The organism is Streptomyces sp. NPDC001027, assembly GCF_040299045.1.
Lineage (GTDB): Bacteria > Actinomycetota > Actinomycetes > Streptomycetales > Streptomycetaceae > Streptomyces.
Genome location: NZ_JBEPBI010000042.1, coordinates 1 through 17,279, shown reverse-complemented (window position 1 = coordinate 17,279; position 17,279 = coordinate 1). Strand labels below are relative to the sequence as shown.

Below are 17,279 nucleotides of genomic sequence, written 5' to 3'. Positions count from 1 at the left end.
CGAACCGGCGATAACGACCGGGCCGAACAGAATGACGGACTCGCCCGCGTGCAGCCAGCGCAGGGCGCCCAGGTCCCGGATCTGGGCGGCAGGCAGCTTTGAGGAGGCGGTGAAGTCGAACTCCTCCAGGGTGACTTGCTGCTCGAACTTGGCCCGCTGGAGCCTGCGTTGGAATGCGACGGTCTCGCGGCGGGTGATCTCGCCCTGGCAGAGGACCTGGAGGAAGTCAAGGTGGCCGAGTTCGCCGCCGTGGGCCTGGGCGAGGCGGGCGTCGAGGGTCTCCAGCATCCCGGACAGCCTCAGGGACTTCAGTGATTCGCGCAGGGCGCTGTCCATCACGCTCATCGTGCCGCCACCTCGTCTTCACCGTGGACCTGGTCGTCGCGGGTGCCGTCCGGGGTGTCCGGGGGTGCGACGGAGCCGAACAGTCCCTGCGGGCCGTGGAGGAACGCCGCGGCGCCCGCGTCTCCGCTGGTCTCGGGCTCGGGGTCGGTCTCGGTGCCGGCGATGAGGATGCCCTTGATGGTGCGGTAGGACGGGTCGCCGACCGTGATCGCTCTCGCGCAGGCGGCCTCCAGGCGTGTGTCGCCGTACTTCTTGCGCAGCCCGAGGACCCCCTGGGCGGCGCGGAGCCGGTAGAGCGCGTTGACCTCCAGCAGCTGGTCGACGACCTCGCGGCAGGCGGCGCCGATCTCGGACGCCTGGGTGCGGCACCAGACGGGCGTCTTCATCTGGAAGGCGATCTTCTCCGGCGGGTAGTCGCTCTTGTCGGTGCGTTTGCCCTGCTCAAGTGCCGCGTGGGTCTTGACGAGGTCGCCGTCGAGGAAGACCTGCACCATCGTGGCGGTGGAGCGGACGTCGACTCTTCGGCCGATCAGTTTCCAGGGCACGGAGTAGAGGGTGCGGCCGACCTTGATGTGGATGTCCGGGCCGACGGTGGCCGTTGACCAGCGGGCCAGGGTGAACGGGGTGGGCGGCAGCGGCAGCAGGGCGGCGGCCTCGAGGGCGCCGAACACGGCCATCGGGGCGGCGCCGCCCAGCGGCCGGCACTGCCGTTGCCCGGCGACCTGCCGGCTCCAGGTGACGGCCTCGGTCTGCATGTGCTCGATGGAGGTGAACTCCCGCCCGCGCCAGAACGAGTCGCGGACGTAGGGCATGGGCCGCTCCACCCTGGGCTTGGACAGCGCCGTCAAATGCTCCTGATCCGCATGGTGCAGAGCGTCTTGTGCGGGTGACGCACCCGTTCCATCCGTGGCACGGCCGGTCGTACGAGTTCGTTGTCCGGCGCAAGAACTGGGGCGAGGACCGCGTCTACTTCCGCGACGAGTCGGGAGAAGTGGTGTCCGTGCCGACGGCATGGACCGATGCGGGCGGCGAGGACCCCTTCGTCGTCCTCGCCGCGGGTCGTAGCCCGTTTCGCACCGAGGACCTGCTGGCCCTGGCCGACCTGATCAAGCACCTGGAAGGCCGCGGCGGCAGCGCCCAGGAGATGACGCCGTGACTGCCTTGAGGATCACGCCGCGGCGGTGGGGGCGTGTCCGGCGCGCGGTGATCGAGACAGCGCACGCCATGCCGACTGGCCTGCGCAGATCCCTGATCCAGTGCCTCCGCGCGCTCTTGGCCGTGATCAGTGGCGACGTAATTCTTGAGGCAGCGATCGGATGTGGGAGGTGGCATGGCCGACACGGTGGCGAGCGATCCGAAAGAAGAGGCACTGCGGGCGACCAGGACGCTGAACCCACGGCCGGAGGCCGTGGTCGATGCGGTGTTCACCGTGTCAGAGTTCTGCGATCCGCGGGATCTGGTGCAGGTGAAGTACGAGATGGTGCGCCGGGTGCGGGTGGACAAGGTGCCCGCGGCCCGGGCGGCACGGGACTTCGGGTTCTCCCGGCAGGTCTACTACGACGCCGTGGCCGCGCTGGACGCGGGCGGTCCGGCCGCGTTGGTCCCGGGCAAACCGGGGCCGAAGGGGCCGCGCAAGCTCACCGACGCAGTCATGGAGTACGTCGAGACGCGGATGGCCGCCGAACCATCCCTGCGTTCCAAGGACCTGGCCGACGCGGTCGCCGAGAAGTACGGGCTGAGTGTCCATCCGCGCTCGATCGAACGGGCACTGGCCCGCCGCGAGGCCGCACGCACCCAGGAGTTGCCCAAAAGCCGCAGCTGACAGCCCTGCGAGGGCGGTGGTGTCGGCGTACACGTGAACGTACACAGCCGCGTACGGATGAACGTGCTCAGTTCTTGATGCGGTGAGGTCGGCGCGTCGGCAGTCTGCTCCTGTGTCTTCGGGGTGGCAGAGAGGCGGCTGACGGTGGTTCTGGACCCGCATCGCTGGCTGGAGTTGAGGCGTTTCCGCGGTCTTTACGAGTCCGGTGCGATGAGCCTGTCGGAGATCGCCAAGGCGACCGGGCTGAACCGTCGCACGGTCAGCAAGTACCTTTCGGGGCAGGCACCGCTCGCGCCGCCGAAGCGGGCGCCGAACGGGAAGCCGAAGGCTCGGGTGGTGGACGAGGTCGCGCCGCTGATCGACGCGATGCTGCGGGCCGAGATCCTCATCAAAGGGGCGGTGGTCCACGAGCGCCTGGTCAAGGATTACGGCTTCACTGGCAACTACCAGCGTGTGAAGATCTACTTGCAGGAAGCCCGGCCGCGGGTCGCGGACGAACTGGGCATCAGCCCCGGCGAACTCGCCGGTCTGCACCGCCGGTTCGAGGTCGTCCCCGGTGCTCAGGCGCAGGTCGACTGGGGCGACGAGGGCAAGGTCCTCGCCCATGTCGGGATCCCTAAGGTCTATTCGTTCCACATGACCTTGTCCTACTCGCGCGATCCGTTCTGCTGCTTCACCACCAGCCAGGACCTGGCGACGTTCTTCGACTGCCATCGCCGCGGGTTCGCGCACTTCGGCGGTGTGCCGATGACGATCGTCTACGACCGGACCAAGACGGTTGTCCGTCGCCACGTCGCTCCTGGTGAGGCGGTTCCGCTGCATCCAGAAGCGGTGGCCTTCGCCGGGCACTACGACTTCGATATCGACGTCCTGGCCGCCTACCGCCCGACCGGGAAAGGACGGGTCGAGCGCCAAGTCCTGATCGTCCGCGATCATGTTCTGGCGGGCCGGGCGTTCTCCTCCGTCGATGAGATGGACGCCGCGTTCACCGCCTGGGTGCCGATGCGGCGGGCGAAGGTCCACGGCACCCACGGCGAGGTCATCGGGCATCGCGCCGTCCGTGACCACATGGCTTTGCGGCCGCTGCCCAGGACACCCTATGCGGTCGCCCAGCGGCATCTGCGGCACGTCGGCAAGGACTGCCTGGTCGCCTTCGACGCGAACCTCTACTCGGTGCCGGCCCGCAGGGTCCGTGCCCGTCAGCTGGTCGAGATCCGGGCCACAAAGTCGCAGATCAGCCTGTACTCCACCATCGCCGACGCCAACGGTGAGACCCTCCTGGCCGTCCACCCGCGGGCTGTTGGCCGCGGCGCCCGCATCGTCGACGAAATGCACTGGGACGGCCTGCCCAAGGGCGACAACCGGCGCGTCACCACCGGCGACGTGATGCCCCGGCCCCGCCACCGGGATGTCCTGGGCGAGGAGGCCGGACCGCTCAAGGCCCTGCTGAACCGGTCCGCCGCCAGCCGCATCGAGGTCAGCCGGCGTCCGTTGTCGGTCTATGACGAGCTGACCGGCACCCGTCCCTTCACCACCAATTCGACGACGAGGGAAGCCCGTTGAGCCAGCTGGTCACCGCCCGCATCCGCAGCACGGCCGCCAAACTCGGCCTGCCTCACCTGGCCGAGAGCCTGAACCAGTACGCCGAGCGGGCCGAGGAGGGCAAGCTCGGCTACCTCGACTTCCTTGACCTGGTCCTGGCTGAAGAGCTTGCGGTCCGCGATGACCGGCGTTTCCGCCAGGGCCTGCGACTGTCGAAGCTGCCGCACCACAAGACACTGGACGACTACGACTTCTCCTTCCAGCCCGAACTCGACCCGCGCAAGGTCAAGGACCTGGCCACCCTCTCGTTCATCGAGGCGAAGGCCAACGCAGCTCTTCTGGGCCCGCCTGGAGTAGGCAAGACACACCTTGCCGTCGCCCTGGCCGTCGCGGCCTGCCGGGCCGGGTTCTCGATCTACTTCACCACGCTCGACGACATGGTCCGCCAGCTGAAGACCGCCGAAGCCGCAGGCCGGCTGACCAGCAAGCTCCGTTCCTACCTGCGGCCCAGCGTCCTCGTCGTCGACGAGGTCGGCTACCAGCCCCTCGAACGCGCCGAGGCCAACCTGGTCTTCCAGGTGATCTCCAAGCGTTACGAGAAGGGCTCGATCATCCTGACCTCGAACAAGACCTTCAGCGAATGGGGCCAGGTCTTCGGCGACGAAGTCCTCGCCACCGCGATCCTCGACCGCCTCCTGCACCACTGCGACGTCATCGCGATCAACGGCCCCAGCTACCGGCTCAAGAACCGACTCGCCGCCATCGAGCGCGAGACCGACGTTGCCTGAGAGCTGAGCACGTTTATCTGTACTTGGCTGAGCACTTCAGGGAGTACGCGGACATAGGGGAGCGGACTGAGGTCGTAGAGGGCCATCACGTCGGCCGGAAGCGCCAGTTGGCCGGCTCTTGCTGCTGTGGCCGGGACCAGAATCCAGGTGCCCGCAGGGGTCTCAGGCGCAAGCAGCGGGCGCGGGCAGCGGTTTCGGTGCCGGGTCCGGGCAACACACCGAATCGCCTCGATGGGGCAGGCGGCCAGGTAACGGACATAGAGCAGTTGCACGATCGGCCGGGCCGGTCGGCAGACAGCCCGCTGCCGCGCAGGTTCGTTCGGTGGGCTGGACGCCGGGACGAAAGCGCCGGTGTTGATCATGCGGCGGGTATGCACGGCCAGAGCCCTGCGCAGCCCCGCCAGGCCGGTGGCTGCCGCCGGGGCATCCCGTGCGGGACAGAGCACAACGTGCGGAAGACGGCACCAGCTGCTGTTGTCCCCGGCCGGATGGGCGACACCGGAGCTGACGTGCCAGCGGCAGGCGGCCGGGACCGCGGCCGCCGGCAACTCGTGCGGATGGAGACGGACCATCCGCTCGTCACTGCGCCGGTACCACTCGATTCGATTACCGCACTCGCGGCAGCGGCTGTTCTGACCGCAACGCAGCAGACGGCTGCCGCCAGCAGGAGCCACCCGCAGCGAACAATGCACTGGGACGGGAACCGGGCTGCTGTCATAGCGCCTGACAGAAGACGAAGGTCTGGATCGCATGTGAGTGAACCTGCCAGCCAACACGCCGCACACGCGGCAGCGGTGCTGCCGTATCGCCCGGTCAGCCCAAGGAAGGGCGACTGGTGTACGAGACGGCGCGCGCGTTTTCGATATGACGTCGCCGCTTCAGGTGATCTATGGCAGTCGCACGGGCGGGCCGTCAGTCGTGACCGGAACCAGGTAGGTCGTGACCGTGACACAGCGTGCCGAACAGCTCCTCGAACGGCGTTCCCAGGGCGTGCGCGAGGGCGTGCCAGGTCTTGAGCGTGCCGATGGTGCGCCCCTGCTCGATCTCGATGACCGTACGTCTGGCCAGCCCGCTGCGGGCAGCAAGCTCGTCGTACGTCCACCCACGTACGGCCCGCAGGCGCGCGAGCTCCAGCCGCAGCGCATTGAGGTCCGGATCGGGCGGCAAGATCGTCACCTGACCATCCGACGGTGCAGACCCCTGCCCTGTCAGTGCAGACCTCTGCCCTATTTCCCCAGGTGGTGACCTAGGCGCAAGGGCAGACCTCTGCACTACGCTGGCCGCCGCCCAATGCCGGGCAAAGACCAGCAAGAGCATCAAGAGGAGGACCACGCCCATGAGGCTGTGCGCCCCATGCATGCCAGCGCCGCGCGCGTGGACCGTGGAACTGCGGTCGCACACCAGCGGACTCGTCCTCGCCTGCCAGCAATGCCCGCACGACAGCGACACAGTCGCAGCAGCCTCAGCCCGATCAGCCGCCCTCACTCACCTCGCCCACCACGCTCACAAAGACATCCTCCCGCCCCACCTGCGGACCTGCCAGTGCCACCAACGAGGCTGCCGCTGGCACCGCCCCCACCGCGGCTGCGTCGGCCCCGTCCGACTCCTCCTCGCCAGCGAGCGCGGCGGCCGGGTATGGAGACTCGCCGACACCTGCACCGCCTGTGCAGCAGCAACAGAGCACGCCGCCGTCGTCCCCGACACCGATCTGCCCGACCCTCGGCCGTCACCATCCAGCACCCTCCGGCACAGACGACAGTCCAACGGGCCGGACAAACGGATCCGGGTGAGAGAAATGCTCTGCTACCTGGCCACCACACTCCCGGACAGCGCCACGGCCGCCACCCGGCTCATCGCCCTGCAGTGTGCTCTGCGCATCAACGCCAGCATGTGGGTCACCGTGCCCCCGGGGCTACTGCGAAGCCTCCGCCTCGCCGACTACCCCGGGGGGCCATGGCGAGAGCTCGAGCAAGTGCGGTGGCTGCACAGAATCCCCGGCCCCACCGCTGGCACGGTGGTTGCCCAGCTACTGGATACCGCGCTGCTCACTCAGGCGCCCGCACGCCCTGACCGGTGTCGTGCCGCGGATTGGGCGCTGCGCGCCGGCCGCCCGCCCCTGGCAGGGGTGATCGGCCCGCTCCCGCAACTGGTGAACCTCTATCTTGCGGCATGCAGCGACCCCGAAACCGGCCGAGGACAGAGCGAGTGTGACCGGATGGCACGCGACTGCGGTGTCCGGCTTGCTGAACTGTTCGACATGCTCGAGCACCTCACAGCAGCCGGGTTGCTGGACTCATGGAAGAGTGCACCAAACGCGGAAGACCTCCATTGGATCCAGCGGCTTCCGCGATGAACCGCTCCGGGTCTGATGGAGGCTCGATTCCCTGAGAGGATCGAGCCATGGCACGTCCGTTTCCCTACCCGCCTGAGCTCCGTGAGCGTGTGGGCAGGAGCCGCCGCTGACAGCCCGTCCGGTTCTGGTAAAGCAGCGCGTTCACGACCGCGCGCAGGTCGCAGGAACCTGGGGCCCGGTCGCCGCCCGTGCCACCCGCTCCTGCTTCCACGCGGTGACCAGCGGCTCGATCGGCGCCCACTGCTCGTCGGACAAGCCGGTTGCGCACGGCATTCGTTCCATGCCCGCGACTCCATCATGCACACGACATGACGCGAGGGGGAACCACTCCATCACCCGCGAACGGGTGACACCACACATCATCAGGAACGGGACTTTACGCCCCCTCAAACCGAACTGTTTGGTATGCTTGCCATATGACCGCTACACGTGACTCCACCGGCGCCGACACCAGGGAACGCATCGTTGCTGCGGCGACGGCAGAATTCGCCCGTTATGGAATTGCTGGAGCGCGCATCGATCGCATCGCCAAGGCCGCCAAGACCAGTAAGGAGCGCGTCTACGCGCACTTCCGCGGCAAGGAGCAGCTATACCGCTTCGTCTCCGGCCGCGAACTGACCGCCGTGGCTGAGGCCACCCGTATGGACCCCGCGGACCTGCCCGGTTACGCAGGACGCATCCATGACTACTTCACCACCCACCCCGAACGCCACCGCCTGATGGCCTGGGGACAACTGGAGCTCGGCCCGGACGATACTCCCGACGACGATCCCGTGAGGCAGACACTGGTCCATAAGGCCGAGCAGCTGCGTGCCGCTCAGAAGGCGGGGGGCCTCGATCCCGACTGGGATCCGCTGGACGTCCTCGTCATCGTGAACCAGATCGCCACATCCTGGGCCAACCAGCCCGGCCTTGCTGTCGAGATCCCCCAGCAGGATTCCGCCGACTATCTGGCGGCCCGTCGTGCAGCCATCGTGAGTGCGGTCCAGCGCATCTTCCCTGCAGCCGAGGCTTCTTCCGGCGATGCGCTGTGACCGCATGCGCTGAGGTCAGCATCAAGTGGCACCCGCCCGTGTCGGCAGACGCCGATCGCGACATCGCCCCACTCCAGGCCGTAGATGCCCCGCCGACCGTCATCGAGGATGTTCTCTACGACGCCCAGCAGCGCGGCGAACTCCGCCCTGACGTGGACCACCGTTCGGTGGCTGCGGAGGCGTTCGCGGCGGCCGTTCGCAGGGTCCAGTACGCACATCGCCCGCCCGCGCGGGGTCGATGCGCGTGGCGTGTGTGACCGGTTCCTAGATCAGTTCCTGCACGGAGTGGGCGAGGTGGCGGACCCGACCGGTTCATCGGTGGTTTGTTCCCGCTCCGGCTCGCTGCTTCGGTGCGGGCGCGCGGGGCGGCTCCGCGTGGTCTTGTCCAGTCGCGCTCATCTCCCTCTCGGGAGGGAGATGTTCGGCGCTCTTGTGTCTGTCCCGAGCCGAGTCTCCGGACGGGACAAGCCAGTGGTCGAAGGACCGCTGAATTCCGCCGCTCGCCCAGGCTTGCATTGAAACGCTCGTAGGAAGACTGGCCACCAGCCCCGTGCAGCCCCTCGCCCGACACGCTTGCGCTCGGCGAACGGAGCATCGGCACGGCTGCCACGGCATGGCGGATCTCGCCCTGGTGGCCGCACCGTTCGAGGGCGGGGCGGTGCCGTCGGAGGAAGGCTTCGGCAGATTCATATCCGTTGTGGGTGCGGGCGGCCCTGTCGGCGCCCTTGCACCGCGTCAGCGGTCCAGCAGTACGAGTAAGCCAGCAGAGATGAGCGTGCCGTCGGTGCGCGGAACGTTGCCGTGCATACCCAGCACATCCGATGCCTGAACTTCGTAACAACACAACGCGCGAGCAGCCCTGGCCGGGAGCTGGGGCCAGGGCTTTTTGTGCGGCCGAGTCAGTCGTCCTTGACCGTGAGGCCGGCGTGCTGGGCAAGGTCAGGAGCGAGGTCGAGCAGCTGGCGAGTGTTGATGATGGCGCCGCGCAGATCCTCGGCCCCGGATGCGAGGCCCAGTGCCGTTACCTCGCGCAGGTCCACCTGGGCGAGAGAGCCTTTGGTGAAGTCGACCTGCTCCAACGAGGTTCCGGGGAAGGAAACTCTCTTGAGGGTGGCGCCGCCGAAATCCACGTCGCTCAGGGAGCAGTCGATGAAGGCGACATCCCGCAGCGTGGCTCCCCGCAGGTTGACGGAGTCGAGCTTGCACTGGTGGAAGACCGTGCGCTGCAGCTCGGCCCCGTGAAGCTGTGTACCGGCCAGGAGGCTGGAGCGGCACTCGGTGTCGAGCCAGGTGGTGCTGGTGAGGTCGGCGCCCAGCAGGCGGACGTTGTGCATCCAGACGGTGTCGAACCGGCCGTGCTGCATCCGGCCGCCGTTGAAGTTCACCGAGGAGAACGCCGACTCGATGAAGCGGCTCATGTCGCGGTCTGAGTCGTCCATGTCCTGGCTGTCGATGTGGATCCACTCGTACACCTCCTTGCGCTGCACTTCTCGGGTGAACGGTTCAAGGTGATGTGCGTACGGCAGATTGGAGAGGTCACGGGGGGAGCGATGCGTGCGCATCAGCGTCCTTTCGCGGTGCGACCGGGCCCCGATGCGGCCCGGAAGGGCGCAGGGGCAAGGCGGAGAATGCCAGCATGCAGCCGTGCGCCGACCGGCCTGACCTGGATGGCCGAGACCTCCGACAAGGGTGCACCCAGCAATTGCTACACCAGGTATCTTAAATCGGCAAACGTGACCGCTGCGGGCTGCGGCGGGCGCGCCCCGCCGCCTTCTCGATGGACAGTCGGCGTGTAACTGATGTGGCCGGGCTGGGCGGGTCTTGATTCGGGAGGCGGCGACGGCGCGTTCGCGGGCGGCTCTGGTGCAGCGCACCATGGCCGGAGGCCTCGAATGTGCCGGGTCGCTCGGGTGGGTGTCAGGACCAGGCATGAACCGAACTGTTTGGTTTGACTCGGGCCATCGGGGGTCGTAATGTCGAACCAGATAGTTTGGTTTGCCTCTAGGAGGAACGACATGCAGCACAGGACGCTTGGTAACCAGGGCTTGGAAGTCTCTGCGATGGGCTATGGCTCGATGGGGCTGACCATGGCCTATGGCCCCACCGATGAGAAGGCGGGTGTCGCCGCCGTCCGTCGTGCCTACGAGCTGGGCGTCAACTTCTTCGACACCGCCGAGCTTTACGGCATGGGCACCGGCTCCAACGAGATCCTGCTCGGCGAGGCGCTCAAGGACGTCCGAGACGACGTGGTGCTCGCCACCAAGTTCGGCTTCGACGTGGCAGTCGATCCGACCGGCGCCACCCTCAACAGCCGTCCCGAAAACATCCGCAAAGTTGCCGACAACAGCCTGCGCTACCTCGGCACCGACCGCATCGACGTGTTCTACCAGCACCGCGTCGACCCGGACGTGCCGATTGAGGAGGTCGCAGGAGCCGTCAAGGAGCTGATCGACGCGGGCAAGGTGAAGTACTTCGGCCTGAGCGAGGCCGGTCCGCAGACCATCCGCCGCGCTCACGCCGTGCAGCCAGTCTCTGTTCTGCAGACGGAGTACAGCCTCTTCGCGCGCGAGGTCGAGGAACTCTTCCCGGTCCTCGACGAACTCGGTATCGGCTTCGTGCCCTACTCGCCGCTCGGCCGCGGCTTCATCACCGGCAACGCCAAGCCCGCCAGCGAGTACGACGAGACCGACTACCGCAACTACGACCCGCGCTGGCAGCCCGGCAACTTCGAGAAGAACGTCGAGGCCGTCAACCGGCTCGGCGAGCTCGCGGAGACCAAGGGCATCACGGTCTCGCAGCTCGCCCTGGCCTGGCTGCTCGCCCAGGGCGAGCACATCGTGCCGATCCCCGGCACGCGCAGCGTCGCACGGATCGAGGAGAACGCCGGCGCCACCGATGTCACCCTCACCGAGGCCGACCTCGCCGCCATCAAGGAGATCCTCCCGCGCGGCGGCTTCGGCGCCCGCTACGCCGACCAGGCCATGCCCACCTGGACCTGATCCTGGGCACCGGCGCTGTCCGGAACACGCTGGGCCGGGAGCCGATGCCGTCGGTCTCGGCCCAGCGCATCACCACGTCGTCGCTGGGACCGTCGGGTGGAATGAGACGCACCCTCGAAACCGACCGCCGTCGACTCTCGCCAGGTCGCGCTCCGGGCCTGCCAGGCGCGCACTTCATGAGGACTTCGCCCGCCGGTACGACCGGATCCGGCGGGGTACCCAGCGGGCATTGGAGGAAACAGCCCGAGCCGGGCACCTGGCAGAGGGAGCCGACCGGGAAAGCGCAGCCGCCGAATTGACTGCACTGATGAACGGACTCCAGGTCATGTGGCTGCTTACACCGAAGGCCGTTGACATGGCCGGACAGCTCCGAGCAGCTATCCAGCGCCTGCTCGTCGTCCCACTCTGACTCCCGTGGCCGACCTGGACCAAGACGAACTTCACGGGCCGGGCGGTGTGATGTTACGGGTCACGGACCGGGCGCTGCCGAGGGCCGGCTGGTGGTGGCCACGCTGAGTCATCTGCGGCAAGACCTGCCGCACGCGGTGCTGGGACTGCTGTTGGGCGTCGACTGCTCCACCGTCATCCGCGCGATCGCAGAAGTACGCACACTCTTGGCGGAGCGAGGATGCGCGGTCCCCGACCATCCCGGCCTGCGTCTTCGGGACGCTGCCGGATGTGTTCGCCTGTGCGACATCCCGTGAGTTCTCCTGAGCCCCGCTGAGTCTCCGTGTCCGTGGCCAGGGGGTTGTTCCCCCTTCGGGTGGCCTGCGGTCTAGTGACGTAACTTCGGGATTCTTGAAGCGTTCTCACCGCGTCCGACCAATTCGCAGTCGGGTCGAAGGTGAGGGGGCTCGGGTTGGCGGCGCTGGCAGTTGTACGGGACCTGCGAGACCCACCAGCCTGTGGTTGGGCACGCCCCTCCACTAGTGAATACATGGAGTGATGACCGAGAAGAGGATCCTGGGGACCACCGAAGCAGCCGGTATCGGCGCAATTGATCTTGGAGTCCCGAGTCGACCGCACGAGGAATGGCCCCGGGCAAGAGTCGCCCCGGGCCGTTGCCGGTCGTGTTGCCGTTTGTTGCCGGTCATGACGCTTCGCCTAGCTAGATGAGCAGCGATTCCCGCACCTGAGCCGGGTCGGCGCGCAGAGTTGGCAGATACAGAAAGAACCAAGATTTTTTGGCAGGGCCCCTTCATAGAGTCTGAGGCGTCGAACGGCGCGGCGAGCCAAGGGGGTTCGCCGCGGACCGGCGCATGCCGGAGGAAGCCGTACCAGCCGCTTGTACGGACGTTCTCCAGCAGCTGCCCCGGTTTTCGAAGAAACGGGCGACAGGCCAAAAGCACGAACCCACGCACGGCACAGCATCGTGGAGGTACACGGAATGCGATACACACCGACCGCTCTTCTGACCACGGCCGGAACCGCACTTGCCCTGCTCGCCGGCGCCGGCGCCGCCAATGCCGCACCTGCACCGGCACCCGCGCAGGCGACGGTGCAGCAGCAGATCGACGGCATCCTGGCCAAGAACCCGGACGCCGTCCAGACCGGCAAGACCACCGTCACCCTGGAAAAGGGCGCCGTGACGCTGCGCATGGCCGGTGCGACAGGAGTGGACGCATGCGGCGCGGGTCTGTTCTGTCTGTGGGAGCACGCCGACTACGGGGGCCAGATGGTCAGCTGGAAGGGGTCCCCGGTGCTGTGCAAGGCGAACCGGACCATCAACCTGACCGACTACGGGTTCAGCGACAGGGCGTCGTCCTGGGCGAACAACTCCGACTACCTCGCCGATGTCTGGGAGCACGAAGACCGGGGCGGCAGGCGGCTCTGGACGGAGCTCCCGGGGACGTACCTCAGGGAGAACCCCGACGGCGATGAAGCGACCAGCCTGAACTGCTACGCCTGACCTTGATCTCTTCTCTCGCCCGCCTTTCAACCTGCTGAGATCTCCCGTTTCCGGGCGCACATGATGCGGCCGTCCTTCACGTTTCGGCACCGTGAGTCAACGGAGCGTGCAAGGACGGCCGCTGAGGCGTGTATCCCACCCCGGCACAGCCGCACGATGTCCACGGCTTCGGTGGCGTCAAGGTCTGCGACGGAGACACGAACGGTCGACCACAGCAACTGGACACCGGCCGCCTCACCCTGGAGCCGGCTGCACAGGAAGGACCGCACAGCCGGGCAGCGGTCGGCCGACGGCTACGACGAGCCGTCGCGCTGACTGCGAGAAACGGCCCGTCATGGCCGACGACGGGACGCCCGGGATCGGCGCTGTGGGGCGACGGGACCGGCTGAGCCTTCCCGGGTGGCGAGGCGCTGGCGTAGCGCTGCGGCGTCGACCGTGCCGAGGGCGTCGTAGATCTCCAGGGCCTCGCGGAAGTACGGTGCCGGGTCTTCCTCGCATGGGGAATTGAGGGCCCGGCCGAGCAGGTCCAGGGCGTGTGCCTGCCCCTTGCGGTGGCCGGTGACCCGGTGCAGTGCGAGGGCCTGGCGGGCGTGGGCGGCGGCGGTGGCCGGTTCGCCGTGGTCGAGTGCGCCGCGGGCCATGACGGTCAGCGCCTCGCCCTCCACGAGGGCGTACTCCGCGTGGCGGGCGATGGCGAGGGCCGAGGCGGCCTGGTCGCGGTCTGCCGGGACAGTCAGGGACGCGAGTCCCAGAAGAGCGCGCGCCTCCTGGTCGTGTGCGCCGCGCTCGCGGGCCAGCTTCAGTGCCTCCCGGTACGCCTCGGACGCCTCACCGTGTCTGCCGAGGGCGAGCAGGATGCTGCCGAGGGTGATCCGGGCGGCGGCGCGGAAGTATTCGTCGACGTCGTCGTCGCTGAGTTCGGCGGCGGTGCGCGCCAGTTCCAGGGCTTCGGCGAGGTCGCCGGTGTCGCGACGGGCCGATGCCTGGAGCCGTAGCACGTATGCCTCGCTTCCCGGGTCGTCGCTGCGCCGGGCCATGGTCAGGGCGGTGTCGAGCCGGTGTGCCGCCCGCGCGGGCTCGCCGAGCAGGTGCAGGGTGCGGCCGATGTTGGCCTGCCGGTGGATCCGGCTGTGCTCGGAGTCCAGGTCCGCGGGCAGATGTTCGGCCCGCAGCAGACAGTCGAGTGACTCGGACAGGCGGCCCAGGTCGCGCAGGACGTGCCCGAGGTTGTCGAGAACGACCGGATGCTCCTCCGACAGGCCGCTGCGCCGGTCGAGTTCCGTGGCCGCCTCCAGGTGCTCCGCGCTGCGCCGCAACCGACCGGTGAACCGGGCGACCGTACTGAGGTTGGTGTGCGCGGTGGCGGCGCCCTCGTGCCAGCCGGCGGCCTGGGCGAGGGTGAGGAGCTGTTCGAAGTGGGCGGTCGCGGAGTCGGTTCGGCCCAGCTGGAGATGGGCGTGGGCGACCAGGTTGTGCACGGCTGCCTGGGCGAGCGGTTCGCCGGCCGCCCGGGCGGCGACCAGGGCTGCTTCGCCGACGGCCGTCCAGTCCACGGCGAGCTTGCGCGTCCACGCGTAGCCGCGCAGGGCGTCGGCGAGCCACCAGGAGGCCGGGTCGCCGCCGGCGGCGGCCTGCTGGACGGCCGCGGCCAGGTTGGTCAGTTCACCGTCCAGCCAGCCCATCGCCGACGACACGTCGGTGATGTCCACGGACACGGACAGGGATCCACCGTCGGCCCTCTCCCGGGCACCGGGCAGGCGCTGTTTCCCGGGGTAAAGAAACTGGGCGCAGCGGTCCACCGTGGCCAGCAGCCAGGCGTACAGGGCGGTGGAGGCGGCCCGGCGGGTGGTGTCGCTCTCCTCCAGGCGCAGCTGTTCGGCGGCGTAGAGCGCGAGCAGGTCGTGGAAGCGGTAGCGTCCGGGCCGGTGTTCGCGCAGCAGATGCGCGGCGGTGAGCCGGTCCAGTGTCCGGGCCGTCTCTCGGACACCGAGGCCCGCGACGGCCGCGGCAGCATGCAGGCCGGTCTCCGGTCCCGGGACCAGCGCCAGCAGCCGGAACATACGGCGGGCCTCGGCGTCGAGGCCGTGGTACGAGAGGTCGAAGGCGGAGCGCACGGCGGTGCTCGGGTCGCCGGTGACGGACAGGGCCGTCAGCAGGTCACCCTCGCGCAGGTCGTCGGCGTGCTCGCGCAGGGTGTGCCGGGGCGAGTGGCCGAGGTTGGCGGCGGCGATCCGCAGGGCGAGCGGGAGGTGGCCGCAGGCCCGCGCGAGGTCGTCGGCGGCCTCGGGGTCGGCGTCGACGCGGGACTCACCGAGGGTTCGCACGAGTAGCAGTCGTGACTCTTTGGGGGTGAGCACGTCGACGCCGATGCGGTGCGCGCCGTCGCGGGCGGCCAGTCCGGCGAGCCGGTCGCGGCTGGTGACCAGTACCGCGCAGCCCTGCCCACCGGGGAGTAACGGGCGGATCTGCTCGGCGTCCGCGGCGTTGTCCAGGACGACCAGCATGCGCCGCCCGGCGGTCAGGGTGCGGTACAGGTCCTCGGCGGCCTCCGGCGTGCCGGGTAACCGTTCGGCGGCGGTGCCCAGGGCCAGCAGAAACCTGACCAGCGCTTCCACGGGACGCACTGGCGCCCGCGGCGATTGGCCGCGCAGGTCCACGAAGAGCTGGCCGTCCGGGAAACGGTCCCGTGCCCGGTGTGCCCAGTGCACCGCCAGCGCGGTCTTGCCCGCTCCGGCGGGTCCGGTGAGCGCACCGACCACGCCTCCCCCGCCATCCGTCGCTCCGGAGGGCGTGAACAACGCGTCGAGACGGGCCAGTTCGTCGGGACGGCCGGTGAAGAAGGGGGCGTCGTAGGGCAGCAGTGCGGGCGGCCGGTACGACGACGAGGGAGTCGGTGAGACCGCTGGTGAAGCCGCCGGTGCGGCCACCGGACGGGCGGCTTCCCCGCGTAGGACGCGCAGGTGGGCGTCCGTCACCTCCGGCCCGGGGAACACGCCGAGCTGCTCGTCGAGGCGGTCCCGGAGCCCGGCATACAGGTGCAGGGCTGCGGCCTGCTCTCCCGATGCGGCGAGGGCCAGCATGAGCCGGGCGTGGACTCCCTCGTGTAGCGGTTCCAGGTCGGCGACCTTCTGCAGCTCCTGTGCGGCGTCCTGGGGCCTACCCAGCGCGAGGGCGCCGTCCGCGTATGCCTGGAGCACCGACAGGCGGAGCCGGGTCAGGGCGGTGGCCGAGGGGTGTTCGCGCAACGAGGCCGCGGCCCCGTGGAGGACGGGGCCGCGCCACAGCCCCAGCGCCGTCTTGGCGACGCCGTACGCCTCGCCGGGGTCACCGGACGGGGTGGGCGCACAGCTCGCGGACGAGACCCGCGCGGCCAGTGCGGCGAACCGCGCCGCGTCCGACTGTTCCTCCTCCAGCGCCAGCAGATAGCCGTCCCGCGTACGGCGCAGTACGCCGACCGGAGGATCCTGCGGTCGGGCCGACACGGCGAGCAGGCCACGCAGCCGGGTCACGAAGGTGTGCACCTGCTGCAGGCAGGTCGCGGGTGGGGCGTCACCCCACAGGATGTCCACGATCTCGTCCCGGGACACGGGCATGCCCCGGTGGAGGCCCAGCAGAGCGAGCAGACTGCTCTGCTTCGAGGAACCGCACTCCACGGGCCGCCCCGCGACCCGGAGCACCAGCGGACCGAGGACCTCCAGTCCGACCCGCTCGGGCTCCGGCCCCAGCACGGCGCTCAGCCTGAGCATGGAACGGCTGTGCGGCGAGCGCGCCCGGCCGTGCTCGATCTCGCGGATGCTGCGTGTACTCACCCGCGCCAGCTCCGCCAGTCGGGACTGACTCAGGCCCAGCCGATTTCGACGGCCGCGGATCCATGCCCCCAGCTCGTCAGGCGTGTACTTCAACGTCTTCCATCCCGTGCATGCGTGACCGGCGCCACCGAACAGTGCAGGTCAGCGCTTCATCGCCAACGCGCGCTCGACGGTACATCGCCGCTCAGGCGCCGCAGAGACTCTTCTCGGCCAAGCGGCGGAACGAGGCGTTCAGGAGTTGAGAGGCTGGTGGTCGAACCAGACGAAGCGGACGGCGCCGGCCCGGCGAACCTCTGTCTCCGGCGACGGCGATCCGCCTGGCATGCGGCCCGGGCACCGACTTCATGTGCCTAACCGCCGCCCCGTGTACCGCTTCACGCACGACGCGCCCTCGATGCCCGCTGTTCGGCCAGGTGCTCGACCACCGATCACGGCACATCCAAGGGGTCCTTGCCCAGGCGCAGCGGACGAGATCACCCGTCGTGGAGCGCGAAACGCCGATACACGTTCGGTCCGACGACCGTGTCGTACGCCCCGATGCCTGCCCGATCCAGCGCGTTGTTCCAGCGGTGATCCACCCGAAACTCCGCTCCACGACCCAGCGCCGCGGGATCACTGAAAAGCCTTTGACCTGCTCGTTCCGTGGAACGACGTCGACGTCGATACCGAGCGAGGCGC

At 68.8% G+C, this 17,279-nt stretch carries 14 protein-coding genes and 2 pseudogenes; 9 read left to right on the top strand and 7 right to left on the bottom strand.

The features are described from left to right. Positions 1 to 15: 15 nt before the first annotated feature. Together ABT300_RS14905 and ABT300_RS14900 are read right to left on the bottom strand one after the other, a co-directional pair. A pseudogene (locus tag ABT300_RS14905) lies at positions 16 to 345 on the bottom strand (ATP-binding protein); the annotation flags it as partial. Beyond that, a complete protein-coding gene (locus ABT300_RS14900) occupies positions 342 to 1,157 on the bottom strand; it encodes a Mu transposase domain-containing protein (RefSeq protein WP_351675085.1) in 816 nt (271 codons plus the stop codon). The gene ABT300_RS14900 and the pseudogene ABT300_RS14905, both read right to left, overlap by 4 nt. Positions 1,158 to 1,231: 74 nt before the next feature. Here ABT300_RS14900 and ABT300_RS14895 point away from each other — a divergent pair, with 74 nt between their 5' ends. The 4 genes from ABT300_RS14895 (at position 1,232) to istB (ending at position 4,497) form a co-directional block, all read left to right on the top strand. Then, a complete protein-coding gene (locus ABT300_RS14895; protein WP_351675082.1) occupies positions 1,232 to 1,501 on the top strand; it encodes a DUF5372 family protein in 270 nt (89 codons plus the stop codon). A 174-nt stretch (positions 1,502 to 1,675) separates the two neighbouring features. Then, the gene (locus tag ABT300_RS14890; RefSeq protein ID WP_351675079.1) at positions 1,676 to 2,167 is read left to right on the top strand and encodes a helix-turn-helix domain-containing protein; all 492 of its coding nucleotides are present in this window, start codon (positions 1,676 to 1,678) and stop codon (positions 2,165 to 2,167) included. Positions 2,168 to 2,311: 144 nt separating this feature from the next. Further along, positions 2,312 to 3,730, top strand: coding sequence for an IS21 family transposase (gene istA, locus ABT300_RS14885; protein WP_351675076.1), 1,419 nt, complete (start codon positions 2,312 to 2,314; stop codon positions 3,728 to 3,730). Further along, positions 3,727 to 4,497 carry an IS21-like element helper ATPase IstB gene (istB, locus tag ABT300_RS14880; protein WP_327579963.1) on the top strand — a complete coding sequence of 257 codons (771 nt, stop codon included), beginning with the start codon at positions 3,727 to 3,729 and terminating at the stop codon, positions 4,495 to 4,497. The genes istA and istB overlap by 4 nt, the downstream gene beginning before the upstream one ends. Here the strand turns inward: istB and ABT300_RS14875 are convergent. The 3 genes from ABT300_RS14875 to ABT300_RS14865 form a co-directional block, all read right to left on the bottom strand. Further along, positions 4,443 to 5,249 carry a DUF6083 domain-containing protein gene (locus ABT300_RS14875; protein WP_351675073.1) on the bottom strand — a complete coding sequence of 269 codons (807 nt, stop codon included), beginning with the start codon at positions 5,247 to 5,249 and terminating at the stop codon, positions 4,443 to 4,445. The two genes, istB and ABT300_RS14875, sit on opposite strands and share 55 nt — an antisense overlap. Positions 5,250 to 5,409: 160 nt before the next feature. Next, positions 5,410 to 5,673, bottom strand: coding sequence for a helix-turn-helix transcriptional regulator (locus ABT300_RS14870; protein ID WP_351675070.1), 264 nt, complete (start codon positions 5,671 to 5,673; stop codon positions 5,410 to 5,412). Between the two features lie 1,318 nt (positions 5,674 to 6,991). Beyond that, the gene (locus ABT300_RS14865; protein WP_502977938.1) at positions 6,992 to 7,132 is read right to left on the bottom strand and encodes a hypothetical protein; all 141 of its coding nucleotides are present in this window, start codon (positions 7,130 to 7,132) and stop codon (positions 6,992 to 6,994) included. 134 nt (positions 7,133 to 7,266) lie between these two features. Between ABT300_RS14865 and ABT300_RS14860 the strand changes: the two genes are divergently transcribed. Next, on the top strand, positions 7,267 to 7,884 hold the full coding sequence (locus tag ABT300_RS14860) for a TetR/AcrR family transcriptional regulator (RefSeq protein ID WP_351675067.1): 618 nt from the start codon (positions 7,267 to 7,269) through the stop codon (positions 7,882 to 7,884). An 899-nt stretch (positions 7,885 to 8,783) separates the two neighbouring features. Here ABT300_RS14860 and ABT300_RS14855 read toward each other — a convergent pair. Beyond that, the gene (locus ABT300_RS14855; protein WP_351675064.1) at positions 8,784 to 9,446 is read right to left on the bottom strand and encodes a pentapeptide repeat-containing protein; all 663 of its coding nucleotides are present in this window, start codon (positions 9,444 to 9,446) and stop codon (positions 8,784 to 8,786) included. Positions 9,447 to 9,899: 453 nt separating this feature from the next. Between ABT300_RS14855 and ABT300_RS14850 the strand changes: the two genes are divergently transcribed. The 4 genes and pseudogenes from ABT300_RS14850 (at position 9,900) to ABT300_RS14835 (ending at position 12,792) form a co-directional block, all read left to right on the top strand. Next, complete coding sequence (locus ABT300_RS14850; protein ID WP_351675061.1) at positions 9,900 to 10,883, top strand: aldo/keto reductase; 984 nt, start codon at positions 9,900 to 9,902, stop codon at positions 10,881 to 10,883. Then, positions 10,780 to 11,292: a TetR family transcriptional regulator C-terminal domain-containing protein gene (locus ABT300_RS14845; RefSeq protein WP_351675058.1), complete on the top strand. Its 513-nt coding sequence runs from the start codon at positions 10,780 to 10,782 to the stop codon at positions 11,290 to 11,292. The genes ABT300_RS14850 and ABT300_RS14845 overlap by 104 nt, the downstream gene beginning before the upstream one ends. A 91-nt stretch (positions 11,293 to 11,383) precedes the next feature. Further along, a pseudogene (locus ABT300_RS14840) lies at positions 11,384 to 11,576 on the top strand (transposase family protein); the annotation flags it as partial. 694 nt (positions 11,577 to 12,270) lie between these two features. Continuing rightward, positions 12,271 to 12,792, top strand: coding sequence for a peptidase inhibitor family I36 protein (locus tag ABT300_RS14835; protein WP_351675055.1), 522 nt, complete (start codon positions 12,271 to 12,273; stop codon positions 12,790 to 12,792). A 332-nt stretch (positions 12,793 to 13,124) separates the two neighbouring features. Here ABT300_RS14835 and ABT300_RS14830 read toward each other — a convergent pair whose 3' ends face one another. Further along, positions 13,125 to 16,694 (bottom strand): BTAD domain-containing putative transcriptional regulator, encoded by a 3,570-nt coding sequence (locus tag ABT300_RS14830; RefSeq protein WP_351675053.1) that lies wholly within the window; start codon positions 16,692 to 16,694, stop codon positions 13,125 to 13,127. Between the last annotated feature and the right edge of the window lie 585 nt (positions 16,695 to 17,279).